The sequence below is a fragment of the Bacteroides sp. MSK.20.82 genome, assembly GCF_019052485.1.
Lineage (GTDB): Bacteria > Bacteroidota > Bacteroidia > Bacteroidales > Bacteroidaceae > Bacteroides > Bacteroides thetaiotaomicron.
The window spans coordinates 189,376-208,956 of the sequence record NZ_JAHQUN010000006.1; the positions used below are offsets into that span (position 1 = coordinate 189,376).

Below are 19,581 nucleotides of genomic sequence, written 5' to 3' on the forward strand. Positions count from 1 at the left end.
GATATACGCATTGATTGTTCTCATATGGATAGAATTATTCAAGATTGATACAAAATAATACAAATCTGCTATTCTCATTGGTTATCTTGTCTTTACCGATTCAAGCAGTTCGGACAGCTCCCTGACAACTTCCGGATGCTGTTTCGCTACATTGTTTTTCTCCGATGGATCGGCGGATAAATCGTACAGCTGGGGATGCCTGTCATTGCCCAGTTCCATTTTTGTCCAGTATTCGATGGCGGGGGCGTCACTCGGTTCGATGTACTTCCATTGTCCTTTCACGATGGCGAGCGTATTATTGAGATTTTGCTGTACGATGTATTCACGACTGGTGTAGTCTTTTCCCAGAAGCGTGTTCAGATGTTCCTGACTGTCAGGAGCTGCGTCTTCCGGAAGCGGTTGTTTCAGTAAAGCGGCAAGTGAGGCAAAGATATCGATTTGTGAGAAGAGAGCCTGTTGCTTGTTCGGCTTCACTTTGGCAGGCCAGCGGACGATGAACGGAATGCGGGTTCCGGCTTCGTAAGCGCTGTACTTTCCACCACGGTAAATACCCATCGGGGTATGTCCGTTGAGACGTTCAAAGGCTTGGTCCTGGTAGCCGTCGTCGATGACGGGGCCATTGTCGCTGGTGAATATCAGGATGGTGTTGTCCGTCAGCTGGAGGCTGTCGAGGGTGTTCATGATCTCTCCGATGGTCCAGTCGAGTTGCAGGATTACGTCTCCACGAGTTCCCAAACCGCTTTTCCCGGCAAAACGGGGATGCGGGACGCGTGGTACGTGTACGTCCTGCGTACCCATATATAAGAAGAAAGGTTCTTCCTTATGGGAGGCGATGAAGTTCTTTGCTTTATCGGTGATGATGTCGGCGATGTCTTCGTCTTTCCAGAGAGCGGACTTGCCTCCGGTCATCCAGCCGATGCGGGGGATACCGTTGATTATCGTATTGTTATGTCCCTGACTGGGTTTTAGTTTTACGAGTTCCGGATTCTCCTCGCCTGTAGGCCAGTCGCCTACTTTATGCTCGTAGTTCACTGTGATCGGGTCGTTCGGGTCGAGTCCTACCACGTGTCCGTTCTCGACGAATACACAGGGGACACGGTCTACGGTTGCTGGAATCACGAACTCGTAGTCGAAGCCGATACTTTGGGCGTTGGGGGTGATGTGGCCGTTGAAGTCGGTGCCTCCTTTCGGACCGAGTCCAAGATGCCATTTGCCGACAACTCCGGTGGCGTAACCTGCTTCTTTCAGCATATCGGCCATGGTGACGCAGGCGGTGTCGATGATTAGTTCCGAGTTTCCGGGGGCGATGCCTGTGTTCTCCTGTCGCCACGGGTACATGCCTGTCAGGAGTCCGAAGCGGGAAGGGGTACTGGTGGCGGAAGTTGCATAGGCGTTGGTGAACTGTACGCCCTGTCCGGCAAGGCGGTCGATATGGGGAGTACTGACCTTCGTTGCTCCATAGCAGCTAAGGTCACCTATGCCAAGGTCGTCCGCGAATATATAAATAATGTTAGGCTTTTGTGAGTTTTGTCCGTTGTCTTTTTGTACTTTCTGATTGCATCCGGTCAGCAGGGCTATACCGGGCAATAGCGGTAGTAAACGTGAGACATTCTTCATAATGTTGATCTTTTATGGAGTGATTACTGAACACAAAGATAAGAGGATTGGCGGAAATGAGTGAGCAGGAATGTACAGGTGTGATACAAAATAGTCCATTCTAAAGGGTTAAATGTTTCGGGGCTACGGATGCCTTTTCCTGACATCGTAGCCCGGATCTTGTGCCACGCTGTTGGCACAGCTGTGCCACTGCGATGGCACGGTCGTGCCAGCAGCGTGGCACAAGTGTGCCAACAGGAGGGAACTACTTTGGCATAGGTTCTCCTGTTACAAATGCTACTTGCTTACCTGTTTATGGGTTATTGATCCGTTTCTTCGTTCCCTTCTTCCTCTTTTTCTTCACCCTTGCGGTAGGCAAGCGGACTAACGTGGTAAATCTCCTTAAAGCATTTACTGAAATAGCGGGAAGAAGAGAAACCGATGCGGTCGGAAATCTCCGTAATGTTCAGCTCCGGATTGTTCCGCAGCATGACGGCCCCTTTCTTGAGACGGATACTTAATATAAAGTCGTTCGGTGTCTGACCGGTGACGGCTTTCAGCTTCGTGAACAGATTGGTACGTGCCATCCCCATTTCACGGGCGAAGATGTTGACATTAAAGTCCGTATTATCCAAGTGCTGTTCGATGATGGCCATGGCACGATCCAGCATTTCTTTATCCATCGGGTTGGTGGCAAGCATCTGGGCAAAAGCCTGTGGCTGTTTGCTGAATTTCTCCTGTAGCAACCGTCGGGAGTTCACCAGATTGTTGCAACGGGAAATCAGGAGGTTGGTGTTGAACGGCTTGGTGATATAATCGTCCGCGCCGATTTTTAATCCTTCAATGTTGTGTTCCACGGCTGTGCGTGCCGTCAGTAGTACTACCGGAATGTGACAGGTGTTGAAGTCCGTCTTGACCTGTTTGCAGAGTTCCGTACCCGACATACGTGGCATGACAACGTCGCTCAGTATGATGCTTGGCATATCTTTCTGTATGATATCCAGTGCCTCTACACCGTCGGAAGCGGTGGTGACCTGATAGAATGTTTCGAAGATACCTACCAGCATTTGTTTGATGGATTCGTTGTCTTCCACTATCAGCATTTTCGCATCTTCGATGCGTTTGTTGTCTTCCTCCTTCCATTCGGAGTCGGGCAGTATTTCTACGGTTGGAACGATTGTTTCCGGTTGTTGCTGGATGTTGGCGTCGGCATTGTCCCGTATGATTTGTTCCTCCGTGAAGTGCTGGTTACCCGATTTTAGCGTAATGATAAAACGACTTCCCTTGCCCGGTTCGCTCTCTACACGGATGGTTCCGTGATGAAGTTCGATGATACCTTTTGTCAATGCCAGTCCGATGCCCGTGCCGGCTCCGGTATTCAGTGAATCGAGGCGTTCGGTCTGATAGAAACGGTCGAATATCTTGTCGATCTCGGCGGCGGCAATGCCTGTTCCCGTGTCTTTGATCTCGATAATGACCTGTTTATCCTCCTGCGATACGTTGATGGAGATGGTATCTTCCGCTTTCGTATGCTTCAATGCGTTGGACAGCAGATTGTTCACTACCTTCTGCATCTGCTTCTGGTCGTACCATACTTCAATATCATCCGACTGCTTGTTGAACTTGAAATTGATTTGCTTGCTGCTGGCGTATTCAAGGAATAACAGATAATTCTCGTACAGGAAGTTCACCAGATTATGTCGGCTGACTTTGATTTTCATGTGCCCTTGTTCCTGCTTGCGGAAGTCGAGCAGTTCCGTAATTAGTTCACGCAGTTGGAGGCTGTTTTTGTAAATTCCCAATATCTTGTGATAAATATTAGGTGTGAATGTCTGTACTTGCAACAGCGTTTCTACCTGTCCTACGATCAACGTCAGCGGAGTGCGGAATTCGTGGGAGATGTTGGTAAAGAAGCGCAGCTTGGATTGGTTTAATGCTTCGAGGTCTTCGATGTGCTTCTTTTCATATTTCAGTGACTCACGCAGTTTGATGCGGGAATTGTAGTTCTGAATGAGATACCATAACAGACTGACGGTGCAAATGGTGTAAATCAGATAAGCCCACCATGTCTCATACCAGGGTGGTAATACGCGGATCAGGAGTCGGGCTTCTTCAATACCGTCTCCATCCGACTTGATGACGAGCGTATATTTGCCCGGATTCAGGTTGGTATAAGTGATAAGCGTCTGCTTGCGGTCGGTGTGATTCCATTCGTCGGAGAAACCTTCGAGGCGGTAGACGATTTCATTCCTGTTGGCAGGGATGAAGTTGGAAGTGGCGTATTCTATGCTGAACATGGATTGATCGGCTTTCAGGCTGATTTCCGGTGTATAGGCGATGGATTGTTCCAGAATGCCGGTGTCGTCTCCGGCAGAGATTTCCTTTCCGTTGACCAGCAGGCGGGAAAGGATGATGCTGTAGGACTTGGGCGTAAAGTGCAGTTTCTTTTCCCAGAAAGAAATCATACCTTGGATACCGCCCAGAAATACTTCTCCGTCATGTGTCACGAACAATGCGTTTTCGTTGACGGCAGTCAGCGGGAAGCCGTTCTCTGTTCCGTAGTTGTAGAACTTCTTCTGCGGGTAGTCAAACTGGGAGAATCCCTGATTGGTAATCAGCAGCAAGTCTCCCTTTTGTATGGACGACTCGAATACTTCGTAGATACAGTCGCTGGATAGTCCGTCTTTCTGCATATCGAAGTTCTCGAAGTCGTTGCTCTCCTTGCGGTAACGGTCGAGCCCGCTTCCGGAAGTGGAGAACCACAGGTTACCGTTGCTGTCCTGCATGATGTTGTTGACATTGTTGTTGCTGAGAGTGTTCGGAATGGAGGGATTGTGTGCATAGTGGGTGAGCTTGCCGGTGTCGAAGCGGTAAGAATATACGCCCTCTCCAGTAGCGGAAACCCATAGCGTTCCGTCCTTGTCGATGTAGAGGCTGGCCACCATACCGATATTTCTGCCTTCTTTGGTATCCTTGAAAAGATGCTCGCAGGTGCCTGTAGCCGGATTGAAAAGGCAGACTCCGTTTTGCGTGGCGATGATCAGTTTGTCTTCGTAGGGCACGATGTCGCGTACAATGTCCGAAGGCAGTGTGGTCGGGTCTCCCGCTTTCATCCGGTAAACGGTAAAGCGGTTGGTGCGCAGGTCGAGTTTGTTCAGTCCTCCCAAGTGTGTGCCGATCCACATAATCTCCTCTGTCCGATCGTAATAGATTGCCTTGACGTTGTTGTGCGAGATACTGTTCCTACCTTCTTCATGGCGGTACCAGCGATAAGTATTGTTTTTCCGGTTATAGACGTTCACGCCGCCGCCTTCGGTGCAGATCCATAAGTTACCGTCTTTGTCTTCCGTCATTCTGCCGACGATGGGACTGCTTAATCCTTCTTTCTCCGTGTCTCCCACTTTATAGCGGGTATAGATCTCATATTCCGGATTGAAGTAGTTGACACCGCCGAAGTAAGTTCCCAGCCACAGGGTTCCCTGTTCGTCTTTCACGATACACCAGATGGAAGAGTGGGTGAGTCCGTCGGGTTTGTTGTCATTGGCGGTATAAAGTTGGAACTGTCCCGTGGTCTTATCGTAGCGATTCAAGCCGTGGAAAGTTCCGATCCATAGATTTCCCAGATTATCTTCGCAGCAGCTTCTGACAAAATCGGAACATATACTGTTCGGATTCTTCGGGTCGTGGCGGAAGTTGTCGATGGTACCGTTTGTACGGATACGGTAGAGTCCTTCTTCCCAGCTGCCAATCCACAGTTCTTTGGATGAGTCTTCGTAGATGCTGGCTATGTTTCCTTTCGTGATGGGCTGAGAGAGTTGCTTGTCGTCCGACAGGCAGTAAACACCATTGCTGGTGGTTCCCATCCACAGGTTTTTCTTCTCGTCCAGATGGAGGCAGGATAGGTTAATGTCTTTCCCGGCAAGGTGGTAGTAAAGGTCGAAGTTGTTCGTGTTCTCGTTGAAAACGAATACTTCTTCTCTTTTTCCGATATATAGTTTTTCGTTGTAGTAGATAGCGTCCACATTGCCTTGCAACAAGGTTTTGAATCGTTGAGTGGTCATGTCAAATTCGGCTACACCGTCGGTGCAAAGCAGGTAAACCTTCCCGTTCTTATTACCTGTGATACGGAGCACGGTATTGCTGAACAGACTGTTCGGATCATTCTTCTTGAGCTTGAAACTTTTGATATCGTTACCGTTATAACGGTTCAGCCCTTCGCGCGTACCTATCCATATAATACCCCGTTCGTCAATGTATAGGCTGTTGACAGAAAACTGGGAAAGTCCGTCATCTGTGGTCAAATGGCTGAAAGTAATATTTTGTCCTAACGTACGGACAGCAGTTACGCTTAAAAATAGCAGAAATAAAAGGATTGTTTTTCTCACTAATTCGGTTGTTTAGGGTATTACTAATGGCAAATATATTGTTTTTATTTGATTTTCGGGAACCTTATTAGGAGAAAGTAACTATATTTGTATCCTCCAAACGAAAGATATATGAAAGTAAAGAAAATTAGTTCTGCTAATGTAGAGGCTTGTTCGCTTCCTAAATTATTTGATGAGGAAAAGATAGATTTCCAGCCGGTTCAGTGTGTCAACTGGGCTGAATATCCTTACAAGCCAAAAGTAAGTTTCCGGATTGCGCATACCAAAGATTCTATTCTGTTGCACTTCAAAGTCAGAGAAGAAAGTGTACGTGCCAAGTATGGAGAAGACAATGGATCTGTATGGACTGATTCCTGTGTGGAGTTTTTCTCTGTTCCGGCCAGTGACGGAATCTATTATAATATAGAATGTAACTGCATCGGAACGATTCTGATCGGTGCCGGACCAGCCCGTAACGGTCGGGAACACGCTCCGAAAGAAGTGACGGCTCTCGTGCAGCGTTGGTCCAGTCTGGGCAATGAACCCTTCGAAGAACGTGTGGACGATACGACTTGGGAAGTAGCCTTGATTATTCCTTATGCTGCATTCTTCAAGCATCAGATACAGTCACTGGATGGAAAGGAAGTTAAAGCGAATTTCTATAAATGCGGGGATGAACTGCAAACCCCTCACTTCCTGTCATGGAATCCGATAAAGATTGAGAAACCGGACTTCCATCGTCCCGACTTCTTCGGTACGCTGGAGTTTGAATAAATAAGAAGGGTGATGTCCGTAAAAAGACATCACCCTTTCTCTATGAAAAGTGTATTTTGTCTATTTCACAATCCCACGTTCCGAACCTTTTACGAAATTCACGATATTCTCGATTTCTTCACTCATCGGAACCTGATCGATAATCTTCTGGACAGCATCCTGAACACTGAAATTACCTTGATAGATCAACCGGTAAGCATTGGCAATATGACGAAGGATTCTTTCCGACGTATTGTGATGCTGTGACAGAACGACTGCATTCACTCCATGATAGGCAACAGGATTACCGGACATAATTACGTAGGGAGGAACATCTTTGGAGATGCGGCATCCGCTTTGTACAAGTGTCCAGCTACCAATGTGACAATATTGGTGCAACGTTACGTTGCCGCTTAGGATCACACAATTATCTAATGAGCATTCTCCTGCAATTGTAGTACCTATTCCTACCACACAATTATTGCTGATCTGCACATCATGGCAAAGGTGTACCTTATCCATCAGGTAGTTCCCGTTTCCAATTCTGGTAGCATTTCCTGCAAAAGTGGCACGGCTGATTACTACATTCTCACGGATATCGTTATTGTCTCCGATGATCAGACTGCTTTCTTCCCCTGTATAGTGAAAGTCTTGCGGTTCTGCTCCCAGGACAGCATTCTGATGTATTTTGTTTCCTTTCCCCATTTTTGTACCTTTCAGGATACTGGCGTATGACATGATGGTACAGTCATCGCCGATTTCCACATCTTTCTCGATGTAGGCGAAAGGCAAGACAGTTACATTCTTGCCTAATTTCGCTTCGGGGTCTACGTAAGCTAACGGACTAATCATAATAGTATATGTTTAAAGTTAATCTTCTCTTCCACCGCCTAATGCCTGGTAGAGGCTGACCACAGCCTGCATCTTGTCGAAACAGTCGGAAACCTGAGAAATCTGTGCGCTCAGATAAGATTGCTGTGCCGACAATACTTCCAGATAGGTTGACGTCCCTAAGTTAAACAATTCTTTTGTATCTTCCGAAGCTTTCTTGGCAGATTCTACCTGCATTTGGCGGGATTCAGCCTTTTTACTGGTGTTTTGGTATAAACTTAGCGCATTGCTGACTTCGCTTCCGGCATTGTACAACGTTTGCTGGAAAGATAATTTAGCTTGTTCTTCCTGTGCTTTCGCTGCTTTCAGGCGGGCAATATTCGTACCACGGTAGAACAATGGCTGAGTCAGTGAACCGATAGCGGAAGCCAGTAACTTACCCGGATTGATAATGGCGGAACCTGCACTGTTCGTCCATCCGGCAGAACCGCTGAGAGTGATCTGCGGATAGAAAGCGGCACGGGCAGAGTTCGTATTATAATAGCAGCTTGCCAAGGACATTTCGGCTGCTTTTACGTCCGGACGGTTAGATAACAACTGCAAAGGAATCCCTGCGGAAAGTTCCTCAGGAAGTGCCTGTGCTTCCAGTACACCACGTTTGATCGCGTGCGGAGCTTCTCCCAGGAAGGTAGACAGGGCATTTTCCGTTTCGCGGATGCTCTGCTCGATGTCGGGGATGGAAGCCACTACTTGTGCATAGGCAGCTTTGCTTTGTGCTAAAGCGGCAGATGTGTAGGTCGATCTTTCCGAAAGTGCCTGTACGGTTTCAGCATTACGTTTCAGTACCTCAGCCGTAGCCTGAGTGATCTCCAGCTGGCGGTCGAGCATAAGCAAGGTATAATACATGTTGGCAATGTTGGCAATAACTTGTGTCTGTACAGCCTGGCGATAGGCCTTTGTCTGTTTCAGGGTGACTTGTGCATTTCGTTTGGAGTTCAGCAGTTGCCCGAACAGGTCTACTTGCCAACTGGCAGTAACCGGCAATGAGTACGTTTTAGTTGCTGCGTTCTTGTCAAAACTGCTGATTGTTCCCTGTGGAGACAAACCGATGGACGGTGCATAAGCCAGTCGGGCTGACATCAGAGACGCTTCTGCCGCTTTGACGTTCAATGCAGCGGAAAGGAGGTCAGTGTTTTGTTTCAGTCCCTGTTCGATGAGAGACTGGAGCTGTGGGTCGGTGAAGACTTCTCTCCACGGCAGGTTACCGAAGTTGGTGGTATCCGAAGCTAATGTATCATTGTCCGCTGCCGGATCACGATACAGGCCGGAAGCGGTAATATCTTCGGGTCTGTCATACGACTTATAGATGTGGCAGCTGCTCAGGAGAGCAGTTGCACACACCATATATAGAATCTGTTTCTTCATATCGAATTTCATTATTTAGCGTATTGTTCAATCTCAGTTACGGCATCCGTATTGTCGATGTCTTCCCATTCCATCGGTTTAACCTTCTCTTGCAGGTACTGGAAGATAACGAACAAAGCAGGAACGATGAAGATCTGGCAGATCATACCGATCAACATACCACCAATAGAAGCTGTTCCCAGTGTACGGTTACCGTGGGCACCTACACCGAATGCGAACATCAACGGAAGCAGACCGACTACCATAGCCAATGAGGTCATCAGGATCGGGCGGAGACGGGCACCGGCACCCAGAACGGCTGCCCATGTGATGCTCATACCCATCTTACGACGGTCGAGGGCAAACTCTACAATCAGGATCGCGTTCTTTGCCAACAGACCCATCAACATGATCAACGCAATCTGCATATAGATATTGTTGGACATGGTACCGAGTATCATTTTCAAGGCCGATATACTACCGATCGCGCTCATTCCGTTGACGAACAGGAAGCTGCCTAGCAAACCGAACGGAATGGATAACAATACGGCCAGCGGAAGAATATAACTTTCGTACTGAGCACTCAACAGCAAATAAACGAATACGAAACAAAGGATAAAGATCAAACCAGTCGTACTGCCGCTACTTTGTGCTTCCTCACGAGCCATACCTCCTAGTTCATAAGTGTAACCTGCCGGAAGGTTTTCTTTGGCCACTTCTGCCAGTGCAGCCAGTGCCTGACCGGAAGTATAACCGGAAGCCGGAGCTACCATCACCTTCATGGAAGTATACAAGTTGAAACGGCTGATAATATCAGGTCCGTATACCTTCTCTACAGAGATGAACTGGGAAATCGGAGCCATTTCGCCTTGGTTGTTACGAACCTTGACATTATTCAGTGATTCCAGATTCTTGCGTGATAACGGGTCCGACTGAATCATTACGCGGTACATCTTACCGAAACGGTTGAAGTTGGATGCGTACAAACCTCCGTAATATCCCTGCATCGTGCTAAGAATATCGCTTGGGCTGATACCTGCCTTCTTACAAGCTGCCGCATCAATATCAATCATATATTGCGGGAAGTTCGGGTTGAAGGTCGTTTTTGCAGAGTTAATTTCCGGACGCGCCTCCAATGCTGCGGTGTAGTTGTTGGCTACATCAAAGAATTTGTTCAGGTCACCACCTGTCTTGTCCTGCATGTTCACCTCGATATCCGTAGATGCCGAGTAACCGGGGATCATAGGAGGAGCGAAGAACAATACCTGTGCTTCCTTGATAATCTTCTGCGCACGCATGTATAAAGAACCGACGATAACGTCTGAGTTCTGAATCATGGAGCGTTCATCCCAGTCTTTCAGTTTGATAATGAAAGAACCGTAAGACGGTCCCTGACCACCAATGAAACTGAAACCGGAGATCAATGTACGTGAAGCTACGGCAGGGTCCGCAGCAATCAGACTGTCTACACGTGCCAGTATTTGTTCCGAGCGGTCTTGTGATGTACCCGGAGGTAGTGTTACAGCTCCCATCAGCGTACCGGTATCTTCATTAGGGACCATACCTGTCGGAGTAGTGTTCATAAAGAAGATCAGCAATACGATAGAGAGAACTACCAATCCCATTGACAACCACTTTTTCTGGATAAAGAAGAGTACGCGTTTCTTATACCTCTTTAATATAGAGTCATAAGCGGCATTGAAAGAAGTGTGGAAGCGAGAAACAAGTGTTTGTTTCTTATCTCCATGATCAGTATGCGGTTTCAGAAGAACGGCACACAATGCCGGACTCAGTGTCAAGGCGTTCAATGCGGACAGACCGATAGCGATAGCCATTGTCAAACCGAATTGGCGATAGAACGTACCTGCCGTACCACCCATGAAACTTACCGGAATAAACACGGACATCATGACCAGTGTGATAGATACGATGGCACCACCCAATTCGTTCATCGCATCGATAGATGCCAGACGGGCGGATGTATATCCCTGATCGAGCTTGGCATGTACACCCTCAACAACCACAATCGCATCATCGACCACAATCGCAATGGCAAGCACAAGGGCACACAGGGTCAGCAAGTTCAAACTGAATCCGATCAGTGACAGTACGAAGAATGTACCGATAAGGGCTACCGGAATAGCAATGGTCGGAATCAAGGTAGAACGCAAATCCTGCAAGAAGATATATACTACGATAAATACCAGAATAAATGCCTCGATCAATGTCTTCAACACTTCGTGGATAGAAGCGAACAAGAAGTCGTTGGCGTTCATAGAAACGTTAATCTTCAATCCCGAAGGCAGTGTTGTGGATGCTTCATCCAATAATTTCTGGATATCAGTGATGGTTTGCGTAGCATTTGTACCAGCCATCTGATAAACGATACAGGTTACAGCTTTGTGTCCGTTTACACGGTTGGTAAAGTTATATCCCAGACGGTCCAGCTGAATCTCCGCAATATCATTCAGTCGAAGTACCTCACCGTTAGGCAGAGACTTGATGACAATGTTCTCAAACTCTTCCGGCTGTTGCAGACGTCCTTTGTAACGAATGGTATATTGGAAAGTCTGGTTACTACGTTCACCGAATTGTCCCGGAGCCGCTTCTATATTCTGTTCAGCCAAAGCGGTAGATACGTCGTTGGGGATCAGTTTATACTGAGCCATTACGTCCGGTCTCAGCCAGATACGCATGGAGTAGTCCTGACCCATCACACTGGCATCACCTACACCCTGTACACGTTGAACCTGAGGAATCAGGTTGATTTTTGCATAGTTCTCGATGAAAGCATCTGTATATGTATCGGTTTCATCGTAAAGAGAGAATACTACCAGCATGGATGTCTGACGTTTCTGAGTAGTCACACCAATTCTGGTAACTTCGGCAGGTAGCAAACCTTGTGCCATGGAAACACGGTTCTGTACGTTAACGGCAGCCATATCCGGATCAGTTCCTTGTTTGAAGTAGATCGAGATATCACCGGAACCGGTATTGGATGCGTTGGAAGTCATGTACATCATGTTTTCTACACCGTTGATCTGCTCTTCCAGAGGGGCAATTACAGAGTTCAATACGGTCGATGCACTGGCACCCGTATATGTGGCTCTTACCGATACGGTAGGAGGCGCAATGTCCGGATACTGTGTGATAGGCAGTGTTGCCAATCCGATAGCACCTAGGATAACTATCAAAATGGAAATAACTGTTGATAGTACCGGACGGTTAATGAATTTATCTAATTTCATACGATTATCTAAATTATTAGTTGAAAGCTGTAGCTAAATTTCCGTCGTGCTGGTCTTTCAAATGCTGTTGATAGTTCGCTTCTTTTTGAGCCGGCGTGATTGGTTGTATTTTTTGGCCGTCCTTCAGGCTCTGTACACCTTCGACTACGATTTTATCGCCGGGGTTCAGTCCGGAAGTTACCAGATATTCTTTTCCGTTGTCCAGGTTGAATATACCGATCTCGGTATATTTCACCGTGTTGTCCGGCTGCAGAACGTAAACGAACTTTTTGTCCTGGATTTCTACAGTAGCCGATTGTGGGATGCTGATAACGTTCTCCATATTATAAGGGATCAGAACGTTGGCAGTTCCACCACTACGAAGCATATGTTCCTTGTTAGGGAAGATAGCACGCATGCTAACAGAACCGGTTGACTGGTCGATCACTCCTGTGATAGCGTCTACCTTTCCTTCTGCATCATATGTTGTGCCGTCAATCAATTGTAGTTTGATGGCTGGTATTTTACTGATTTCTTCTTTGATGGTTCCTCCGGTTTTGGTCATAGCCAGCAGTTCTTTTTCAGTTGTAGAGAAGTATACATATACTTCATCTATTTCAGATACTGTAGTCATTGGCGTAGCCATAGAGGGGCTTACGAGTGCTCCCAAACGATAAGGAATGTCGTTGATAACGCCGTCTGAAGGACTCTTTACTTGTGTGAAAGAGTAATTTTGTTGTGCTGTGGCCAGCTGTGCTTTAGCCTGGGCGAGTTGTGCCTGAGCCTGTGCCAGTGAGTTCTTCGCCATTGACAAGTCATAATCGCTGATAATCTGTTTCTTGTTCAGTTCGATCTTATTGTCAACAGTCATTTGTTGTGTATTCACGGCTGCTTCTGCTGTTGCAACTGAAGCTTTTGCTGTGCGTACTGCTGCTTCATACTGAGTAGGGTCTATGATGAATAAGAGCTGTCCTTTGCGAACGGTTGCTCCTTCATCTACACATAACTTTGTGATGAATCCCGATACCTGCGGGCGGATTTCTACGTCTTGTCTACCTTTGATAGTAGCCGGATAAGCTTTCATTAGATCTGCAGTTGTCTTCTGTAATTCTTGTACTGCATATTCTGGGACTTTCCCTGTGTCATTGCCCTTATTGCCGCAACTAGACAAGAGGGCTAAGCAAAATGCAAAAAAAACAATTCTACTTTTCATACTTTATATTTATCTGTTTTTTAAAATTGTGCGTTCGTCGCTGTGTACATTCATTGTATGGATAGATGATCTAAGGAAGAAAAGCCGGAAACTTATTCTATGAAATAAGTTTCCGGCTGCAAAAGTACTTTAAATTCGGTATTCTTGTACTCTGATACCGTGTTTTTTAACTATGTTTTTTACTTCAGTTTATGATATACAGGATTCATTATGAAACTGAACTCATAATCCTGATATGGAAGACGGTATTTTTCCAAAGCGATAGCACCCCAGCTGTTTACGCAGGCGAGTCCCGTTTGTGCCTTATCAATACAGAAGTTTGTGAAGTTGGCTTTTTCTACTTCCGGTGAGTGACGCTGGTCTTTGCCGGCACCGTCATCCAATGATTCGATTGTATAATTCAGTGCGGAAGCGGAGAACGGTGCATCGGCTACAAACTGCAGTCCGTTGCCGCCGATATTAAGCAGTCTCCACCAGCGGATATCAGTTTTGGTACCGGTTTCCTGCGGGCGGATGTATGGATAGAATTGTTCTTCTACGGTCTGGCGGTACTTGCCGATCCTTGCGGCGTGGTTACGGTCAGAATAGTTTTCACCCGGTCCGCGTCCGTAATATTCAATCTCATTGAAGGTGACAGGCATACGCAGCTGCATTCCGAAACGGAACATGTCGGAAACCTTCTTGCTCTTGTCTGCTTCCATCTTTTGAGTTACTTTTACTGCTCCCTTATTATTGATGGCATACGTCAGGTACAGCTTTCCACCAATAGATTTCATGTCATATTCTGCACGAACCACTGCTTGTTCGTTTTCTATATCATGCTTCAATGAAGTCAGTTTTAGTTCCGGATTCTTCCATGCGGCATATCTGTGTTGTAATCCTGCTCCAAAGTCGTTGTCGGTCGGAGCACGCCAGAAGTTGGGAGTCAGTGCACTTCCGTCTTCCATCAGTTGCGTTCCGCTGACGTCGTAGCGGCAGAGGTAACCGTTGTGCTTGTTGAATTCGAGCGTGAAGTCTTCGCCGGAGACAATCAGATAGTTGCGGTCGTTATCCTGGAAAGAGGGAACTACGACTGCGATATTGGAGGACTGCTTGTTTTCCAGTTTTAGTTCCGGTGCCTTGTAGTCACGGATACTCATTTGGTCATAAGCGATGGTTTCTCCCGCAGGAAGCAATGTCTCGGCAGCTTTTAGCTTGTAGCTGACGTTCAGAAGCAACTCCTTGCAAGAACAGATGTTCTTTATGTCGAATGGGAGTTGAAGTTTTGCAGTCTGTTGCGGGGCTACATTCAGGTCTGATACGATGCCGTTTTGTACGATTTCCCCGTTAGCCAGTAACTGCCATTCCAGATAGAATGCAGACAAGTCACGGAAGAAGTTCTCGTTATAGATATTGATCTCACCTTTGGAAAGATCGGCCGGAGTAGTCCAGATATTCTGATAGAAATATCCTACTTCGTAAGCGTGCGGGTTTGGTACGCGGTCGGGGCTGATCAAGCCGTTGTCATTGAAGTTATTGTCCGAAGCGTCATATTTGTTAAAGTCGCCTCCATAGCCGTAGATGGCTACACCGTCTTTATTTTTCCAATGGCAGGACTGGTCGACAAAGTCCCAGATAAATCCACCTTGATATTTCGGGTACTTGCGGGTGATGTCCCAGTACTCCTTGAATCCACCTTGTGAGTTGCCCATAGCGTGTGCATATTCGCATTGGATAAGGGGTTTGTCAATGTTGCCTTCACAATATTTGATACAGTTATTGTAATCATAATACATCGGGCAGAAAATGTCGGTGAATTCGCTGGTTCCCGCTTGTTCATATTGTACGGCACGTGTCTTGTCTTCGTTCTTGATCCATGTATAGCAATGTTCGAAGTTAGGTCCCATACCGGCTTCGTTACCCAATGACCAGAAGATGATGGACGGATGGTTGTAACTACGTTGTACATTGCGCTGATTACGTTCCATATGTGCTTTGGCGTAAATGGGGTTTTTGGCAAGGCTCTTGTCTCCATATCCCATTCCGTGAGATTCGACATTGGCTTCGGCTACTACGTATAAACCATATTGGTCGCAAAGGTCATACCAGCGGTTGTCGTCCGGATAATGGCAGGTACGTACTGCATTGATATTAAGCTGTTTCATAACTTTGATATCTTGTATCATACGTTCGAGGGAAACGACATAACCACCGTCCGGGTCCATTTCATGACGGTCGGCTCCTTTAAAGAGTACTGGTTGGCCGTTGACGAGTATTTGTCCGCCTGTCAGTTCGATCTTGCGGAAACCTACCTTGACAGGGATCACTTCAGTAACGGTACTTCCATTTTTCAGAGTAGCGGTCAATGTGTAGAGGTTGGGCGTTTCAGCAGTCCATTTGGCAGGATTGGCTACGTTGATAGTCGTGTTCAATTTGCCGGAACCTTTCAGATCGGCTGTGGCTACACTTTTTCCTTGTGCGTCTGTCAGGTCAAGAGCTACAGTGCCGCTGCCTTTCATGTCGATAGCTATGTTCAGTGTACCATCCTTATACTGGCTGTCCAGGTCGGGAGTGACGCGGATATCCTGAATGCGTTTCTTGTCGCGTGCATACAGATAGCAGTCACGTCCTACGCCGGAATAACGGAAGAAGTCCTGATCTTCCAGATAACTGCCGTCGCACCAGCGGAACACCTGGAAGGCAATCAGGTTTTTGCCGGGTTTCAGGTAGTTGGTCAGATCAAATTCGGCTTCCAGTTTGCTGTCTTCGCTATAGCCTACGTAGCGGCCGTTTACCCAAAGATACATATTGGAAGTTACCGAGCCGAAGTGGGCAAAGATGTCTTTTCCTTTCCAGTCAGCAGGAAGAACGATTTCTTTTCGGTAAGAGCCTACGTGATTGTTTTCTGTGGGGACAAGGGGAGGATTGTTCTGAAATTGGTTTCTCCAGGCATAGCCGACATTTACGTAAATCGGATCGCCATAACCATTCAATTCCCAAACGGCGGGCACTTTAATATTGTCCCATCCTTTGTCGTTAAAACTTGTCTGATAAAAGTTTGTCGGGCGTGCGTCTGCATTTCTTACCCAGTTAAATTTCCAGAGACCGTTCAGAGTCATAAAATTCTGAGAGTCTTCTTTGCTGCCCGCTTTAGCTTCATCAGCCGATGCATAGGCGAAATAATTAGTGTGCATTGCGGAGCGGTTTACGGAATTCACTTCCGGGTCTTTCCACTCGTTAAAGTTTTGTGCTTGGATGGCTGTTGTTAGTCCTAGTGCAGCCAAACAGCAGGAAAGTAGTTGTTTCTTCATGGGTTTTTTGTATTAGGTTTGAATTTCGGGAGTCAAAGATAGGGATTTATTAACAAGATAAGGACCAATAATCATTCATTTAAGGCTACTTTTTAATAAATTAGCTAGAAAGTGTAGTGTTTATTGGTGAAGAACGTTTATTTTTGCACCATGTTACAATTTGAGAATCAAAAGATAAAACATATCGTGCGCAAAGCTCTTCCGGTGGCAGTACTGGTAGCTATGCTGTACTCCTGCGCCAGCATTGGACGGCCGGAAGGAGGGCCTAAAGATTACGATCCTCCGCGTTTCATCGGCAGTACTCCTGCTGCAGGTGCGATTAATAATAAGAGGACTAAGGTTTCTCTTCAGTTCGATGAGTTTATTAAGTTAGAGAAAGCAACCGAGAAAGTGGTTGTTTCTCCTCCTCAGATTCAACAACCGGAGATAAAGGCTTCCGGAAAGAGAATACAAGTGAACCTGCTTGACTCACTGAAGCCTAATACTACCTATACTATAGACTTCTCGGATGCCATCGTCGATAATAACGAAGGCAATCCTCTGGGTAATTTTGCATTTACTTTTTCTACCGGTGCGCAGATCGATACGATGGAAGTATCGGGAACGGTACTTGACGCCTCTAATCTGGAGCCTATTAAAGGTATACTGGTCGGACTGCATGCAAATCTGAATGACTCCGCCTTTACTAAACTTCCTTTCGACCGTGTGGCACGTACCGACAGCCGTGGGCGTTTCTCTATTCGTGGGGTAGCTCCCGGCAAGTATCGTATTTTTGGCTTGATGGATTCAGATCAGAACTTTGCTTTCACTCAGAAGAGTGAAGTCATTGCTTTTAATGATTCACTGATCATCCCCCGTATGGAAGAAAGACTTCGTATGGATACGGCTTGGGTGGATTCATTGACTTATGATACGATCGTTGAGAAGAAATATATGCATTATTTGCCGGATGATGTGATTCTCCGTGCTTTTAAAGAACTCAATTATTCGCAATATTTGATAAAGTCCGAACGACTGGTTCCCCAGAAATTCACCTTTTATTTTGCTGGCAAAGCAGATACCCTGCCTGTACTGAAAGGGTTGAACTTCGATGAAAAGGAGGCTTTTGTGATAGAAACGAACCAACGGAACGATACGATTCATTATTGGGTAAAGGACTCTTTGCTCTATAAACAGGATACTCTGGCCCTTAGCCTTACCTATCTTTATACGGATACGCTGAACCAGTTAATTCCGCGTACAGATACCTTGAAATTGGTATCCAAACAAAAGACTCTGACCAAAGAAGAGCCCGAGAAGAAGAAAAAGAAGAAAAAGAAAGAGGGTGAAGAAGATGAGCCGATACCGACTAAATTCTTACCGGTGAATGTGAATGCACCTTCATCAATGGACGTGTATGGCTATGTTTCTTTAAACTTTGAGGAGCCGATTGCAAGTTTTGATACTGCGGCAATTCATCTGCGGCAGAAGGTGGATACGATTTGGAAAGATATTACTTTCGAATTCGAACAAGACTCATTGAATCTGAGGCGGTTTAATCTGTATCCGGAAAATGATTGGGAGCCTACAATGGAATATGAGTTCTCGGTGGACTCAACTGCGTTTCATGGCATTTATGGTTTGTTTACCGATAAGATAAAACAATCATTTAAGGTACGTAGCGAGGATGAATATTTTACTCTTCATTTTATTGTTACAGGAGCAGATCCTCAGGCATTTGTAGAATTACTGGATACCCAAGATAAAGTGGTTCGACGAAGACTGGTGGAGGATGGAAGGGCAGATTTCTATTACCTGAATCCGGGGAAATATGCCGCCAGACTGATTAATGATAGAAATGGAAACGGAGAATGGGACACGGGAGACTATGCAAAAGGAATACAACCGGAAGAAGTTTACTATTTCCCCAAGGTTGTTGAATATAAAGCGTTATGGGATGTTGACCAGAATTGGGATATACACGCAACTCCTGTAGACAAACAGAAACTGGATGAACTAAAAAAACAAAAACCAGATGAAGACAAGAAAAAGAAAGAAAGAGAAAGAGATAGAAATAACCAAAACCGTAACCGTCGCTAATTTGCGACGTCATTTAATTGTTGGAATTCTTGCATTGTTGATGGGAAGTTTTGCGCTTCCTGCCAATGCTCAGTGTGAAGCTAAAAACGATGCTTTTCAATCCGGAGAGCATGTAATGTATGACTTGTACTTCAACTGGAAATTCGTTTGGGTGAAAGCGGGTATAGCCAGTCTGACGACTAATGCAACTACCTATCATTCGGAACCGGCTTACCGTATCAATCTGCTTGCCTTAGGTAGCAAGCGTGCCGACTTCTTTTTCAAGATGCGCGATACATTGACTTGCGTCATGGGTGAAAAACTGGAACCTCGTTATTTCCGTAAAGGTGCCGAGGAAGGAAAACGCTATACGGTAGATGAGGCTTGGTTCTCTTATAAAGACGGCCTTTGCTTTGCCAAACAAAAACGTACGTTCCGTGACGGAGAAGTTCAGGAGTCGGAAGAAAGTGACAGTCGCTGCATCTACGATATGCTGACTATCCTTGCTCAGGCACGTTCTTATGATCCTGCTGATTATAAGGTAGGCGATAAAATCAAATTCCCGATGGCTACCGGACGTAAAGTGGAAGAGCAGACACTGATTTATCGGGGAAAAGAGAATGTGAAAGCGGAAAATGGGGTTACCTATCGCTGCCTGATCTTTTCATTAGTTGAATACGATAAAAAAGGGAAAGAAAAGGAAGTGATTACTTTCTTCGTAACAGATGATAAGAACCACCTTCCTGTCCGTTTAGATATGTTCTTGAATTTCGGTTCAGCCAAAGCTTTCTTAAATGATGTCAGAGGTCACCGTCATCCATTGACTTCTATAGTTAAATAGTCTG

10 protein-coding genes are annotated in these 19,581 nt (G+C 46.1%); 3 read left to right on the forward strand and 7 right to left on the reverse strand.

The window, feature by feature from the left end; genetic code table 11:
• Nucleotides 1-81 precede the first annotated feature (81 nt).
• Both KTR07_RS08595 and KTR07_RS08600 read right to left on the reverse strand, forming a co-directional pair.
• The gene (locus KTR07_RS08595; protein ID WP_117981512.1) at nt 82-1,617 is read right to left on the reverse strand and encodes an arylsulfatase; all 1,536 of its coding nucleotides are present in this window, start codon (nt 1,615-1,617) and stop codon (nt 82-84) included.
• 299 nt (nt 1,618-1,916) lie between these two features.
• Nucleotides 1,917-5,981 carry a two-component regulator propeller domain-containing protein gene (locus tag KTR07_RS08600; RefSeq protein ID WP_117981513.1) on the reverse strand — a complete coding sequence of 1,355 codons (4,065 nt, stop codon included), beginning with the start codon at nt 5,979-5,981 and terminating at the stop codon, nt 1,917-1,919.
• 111 nt (nt 5,982-6,092) lie between these two features.
• Here KTR07_RS08600 and KTR07_RS08605 point away from each other — a divergent pair, with 111 nt between their 5' ends.
• Nucleotides 6,093-6,734 (forward strand): carbohydrate-binding family 9-like protein, encoded by a 642-nt coding sequence (locus KTR07_RS08605; RefSeq protein ID WP_008762936.1) that lies wholly within the window; start codon nt 6,093-6,095, stop codon nt 6,732-6,734.
• A 60-nt stretch (nt 6,735-6,794) separates the two neighbouring features.
• Here the strand turns inward: KTR07_RS08605 and lpxA are convergent, their stop codons facing one another.
• The 5 genes from lpxA to KTR07_RS08630 form a co-directional block, all read right to left on the reverse strand.
• Entirely contained in the window at nt 6,795-7,565 is a 771-nt protein-coding gene (gene lpxA / locus KTR07_RS08610) for an acyl-ACP--UDP-N-acetylglucosamine O-acyltransferase (protein WP_117577451.1), read from the reverse strand.
• Nucleotides 7,566-7,583: 18 nt separating this feature from the next.
• Nucleotides 7,584-8,969 carry an efflux transporter outer membrane subunit gene (locus tag KTR07_RS08615; protein WP_022471689.1) on the reverse strand — a complete coding sequence of 462 codons (1,386 nt, stop codon included), beginning with the start codon at nt 8,967-8,969 and terminating at the stop codon, nt 7,584-7,586.
• A gap of 11 nt (nt 8,970-8,980) precedes the next feature.
• Complete coding sequence (locus KTR07_RS08620) at nt 8,981-12,196, reverse strand: efflux RND transporter permease subunit (protein ID WP_008767547.1); 3,216 nt, start codon at nt 12,194-12,196, stop codon at nt 8,981-8,983.
• A 16-nt stretch (nt 12,197-12,212) separates the two neighbouring features.
• Nucleotides 12,213-13,388 carry an efflux RND transporter periplasmic adaptor subunit gene (locus KTR07_RS08625; protein WP_117981514.1) on the reverse strand — a complete coding sequence of 392 codons (1,176 nt, stop codon included), beginning with the start codon at nt 13,386-13,388 and terminating at the stop codon, nt 12,213-12,215.
• A 179-nt stretch (nt 13,389-13,567) separates the two neighbouring features.
• Nucleotides 13,568-16,678: a glycoside hydrolase family 2 TIM barrel-domain containing protein gene (locus KTR07_RS08630; protein ID WP_117981515.1), complete on the reverse strand. Its 3,111-nt coding sequence runs from the start codon at nt 16,676-16,678 to the stop codon at nt 13,568-13,570.
• A gap of 150 nt (nt 16,679-16,828) precedes the next feature.
• Between KTR07_RS08630 and KTR07_RS08635 the strand changes: the two genes are divergently transcribed.
• Together KTR07_RS08635 and KTR07_RS08640 are read left to right on the forward strand one after the other, a co-directional pair.
• Nucleotides 16,829-18,757, forward strand: coding sequence for an Ig-like domain-containing protein (locus tag KTR07_RS08635; RefSeq protein WP_117981516.1), 1,929 nt, complete (start codon nt 16,829-16,831; stop codon nt 18,755-18,757).
• Nucleotides 18,693-19,577, forward strand: a complete 885-nt coding sequence (locus KTR07_RS08640; protein WP_008762943.1) for a DUF3108 domain-containing protein — start codon at nt 18,693-18,695, stop codon at nt 19,575-19,577. Before KTR07_RS08635 ends, KTR07_RS08640 begins: the two co-directional genes overlap by 65 nt.
• The last annotated feature ends 4 nt before the right edge of the window (nt 19,578-19,581 follow it).

Bases quoted from the DNA above. Each gene is read 5' to 3' on its own strand.
- KTR07_RS08595 (WP_117981512.1), bottom strand. From the start codon at position 1,617: ATGAAGAATGTCTCACGTTTACTACCGCTATTGCCCGGTATAGCCCTG.
- KTR07_RS08605 (WP_008762936.1), top strand. From the start codon at position 6,093: ATGAAAGTAAAGAAAATTAGTTCTGCTAATGTAGAGGCTTGTTCGCTT.
- lpxA (WP_117577451.1), bottom strand. From the start codon at position 7,565: ATGATTAGTCCGTTAGCTTACGTAGACCCCGAAGCGAAATTAGGCAAG.
- KTR07_RS08615 (WP_022471689.1), bottom strand. From the start codon at position 8,969: ATGAAGAAACAGATTCTATATATGGTGTGTGCAACTGCTCTCCTGAGC.
- KTR07_RS08620 (WP_008767547.1), bottom strand. From the start codon at position 12,196: ATGAAATTAGATAAATTCATTAACCGTCCGGTACTATCAACAGTTATT.
- KTR07_RS08625 (WP_117981514.1), bottom strand. From the start codon at position 13,388: ATGAAAAGTAGAATTGTTTTTTTTGCATTTTGCTTAGCCCTCTTGTCT.
- KTR07_RS08630 (WP_117981515.1), bottom strand. From the start codon at position 16,678: ATGAAGAAACAACTACTTTCCTGCTGTTTGGCTGCACTAGGACTAACA.
- KTR07_RS08635 (WP_117981516.1), top strand. From the start codon at position 16,829: ATGTTACAATTTGAGAATCAAAAGATAAAACATATCGTGCGCAAAGCT.
- KTR07_RS08640 (WP_008762943.1), top strand. From the start codon at position 18,693: ATGAAGACAAGAAAAAGAAAGAAAGAGAAAGAGATAGAAATAACCAAA.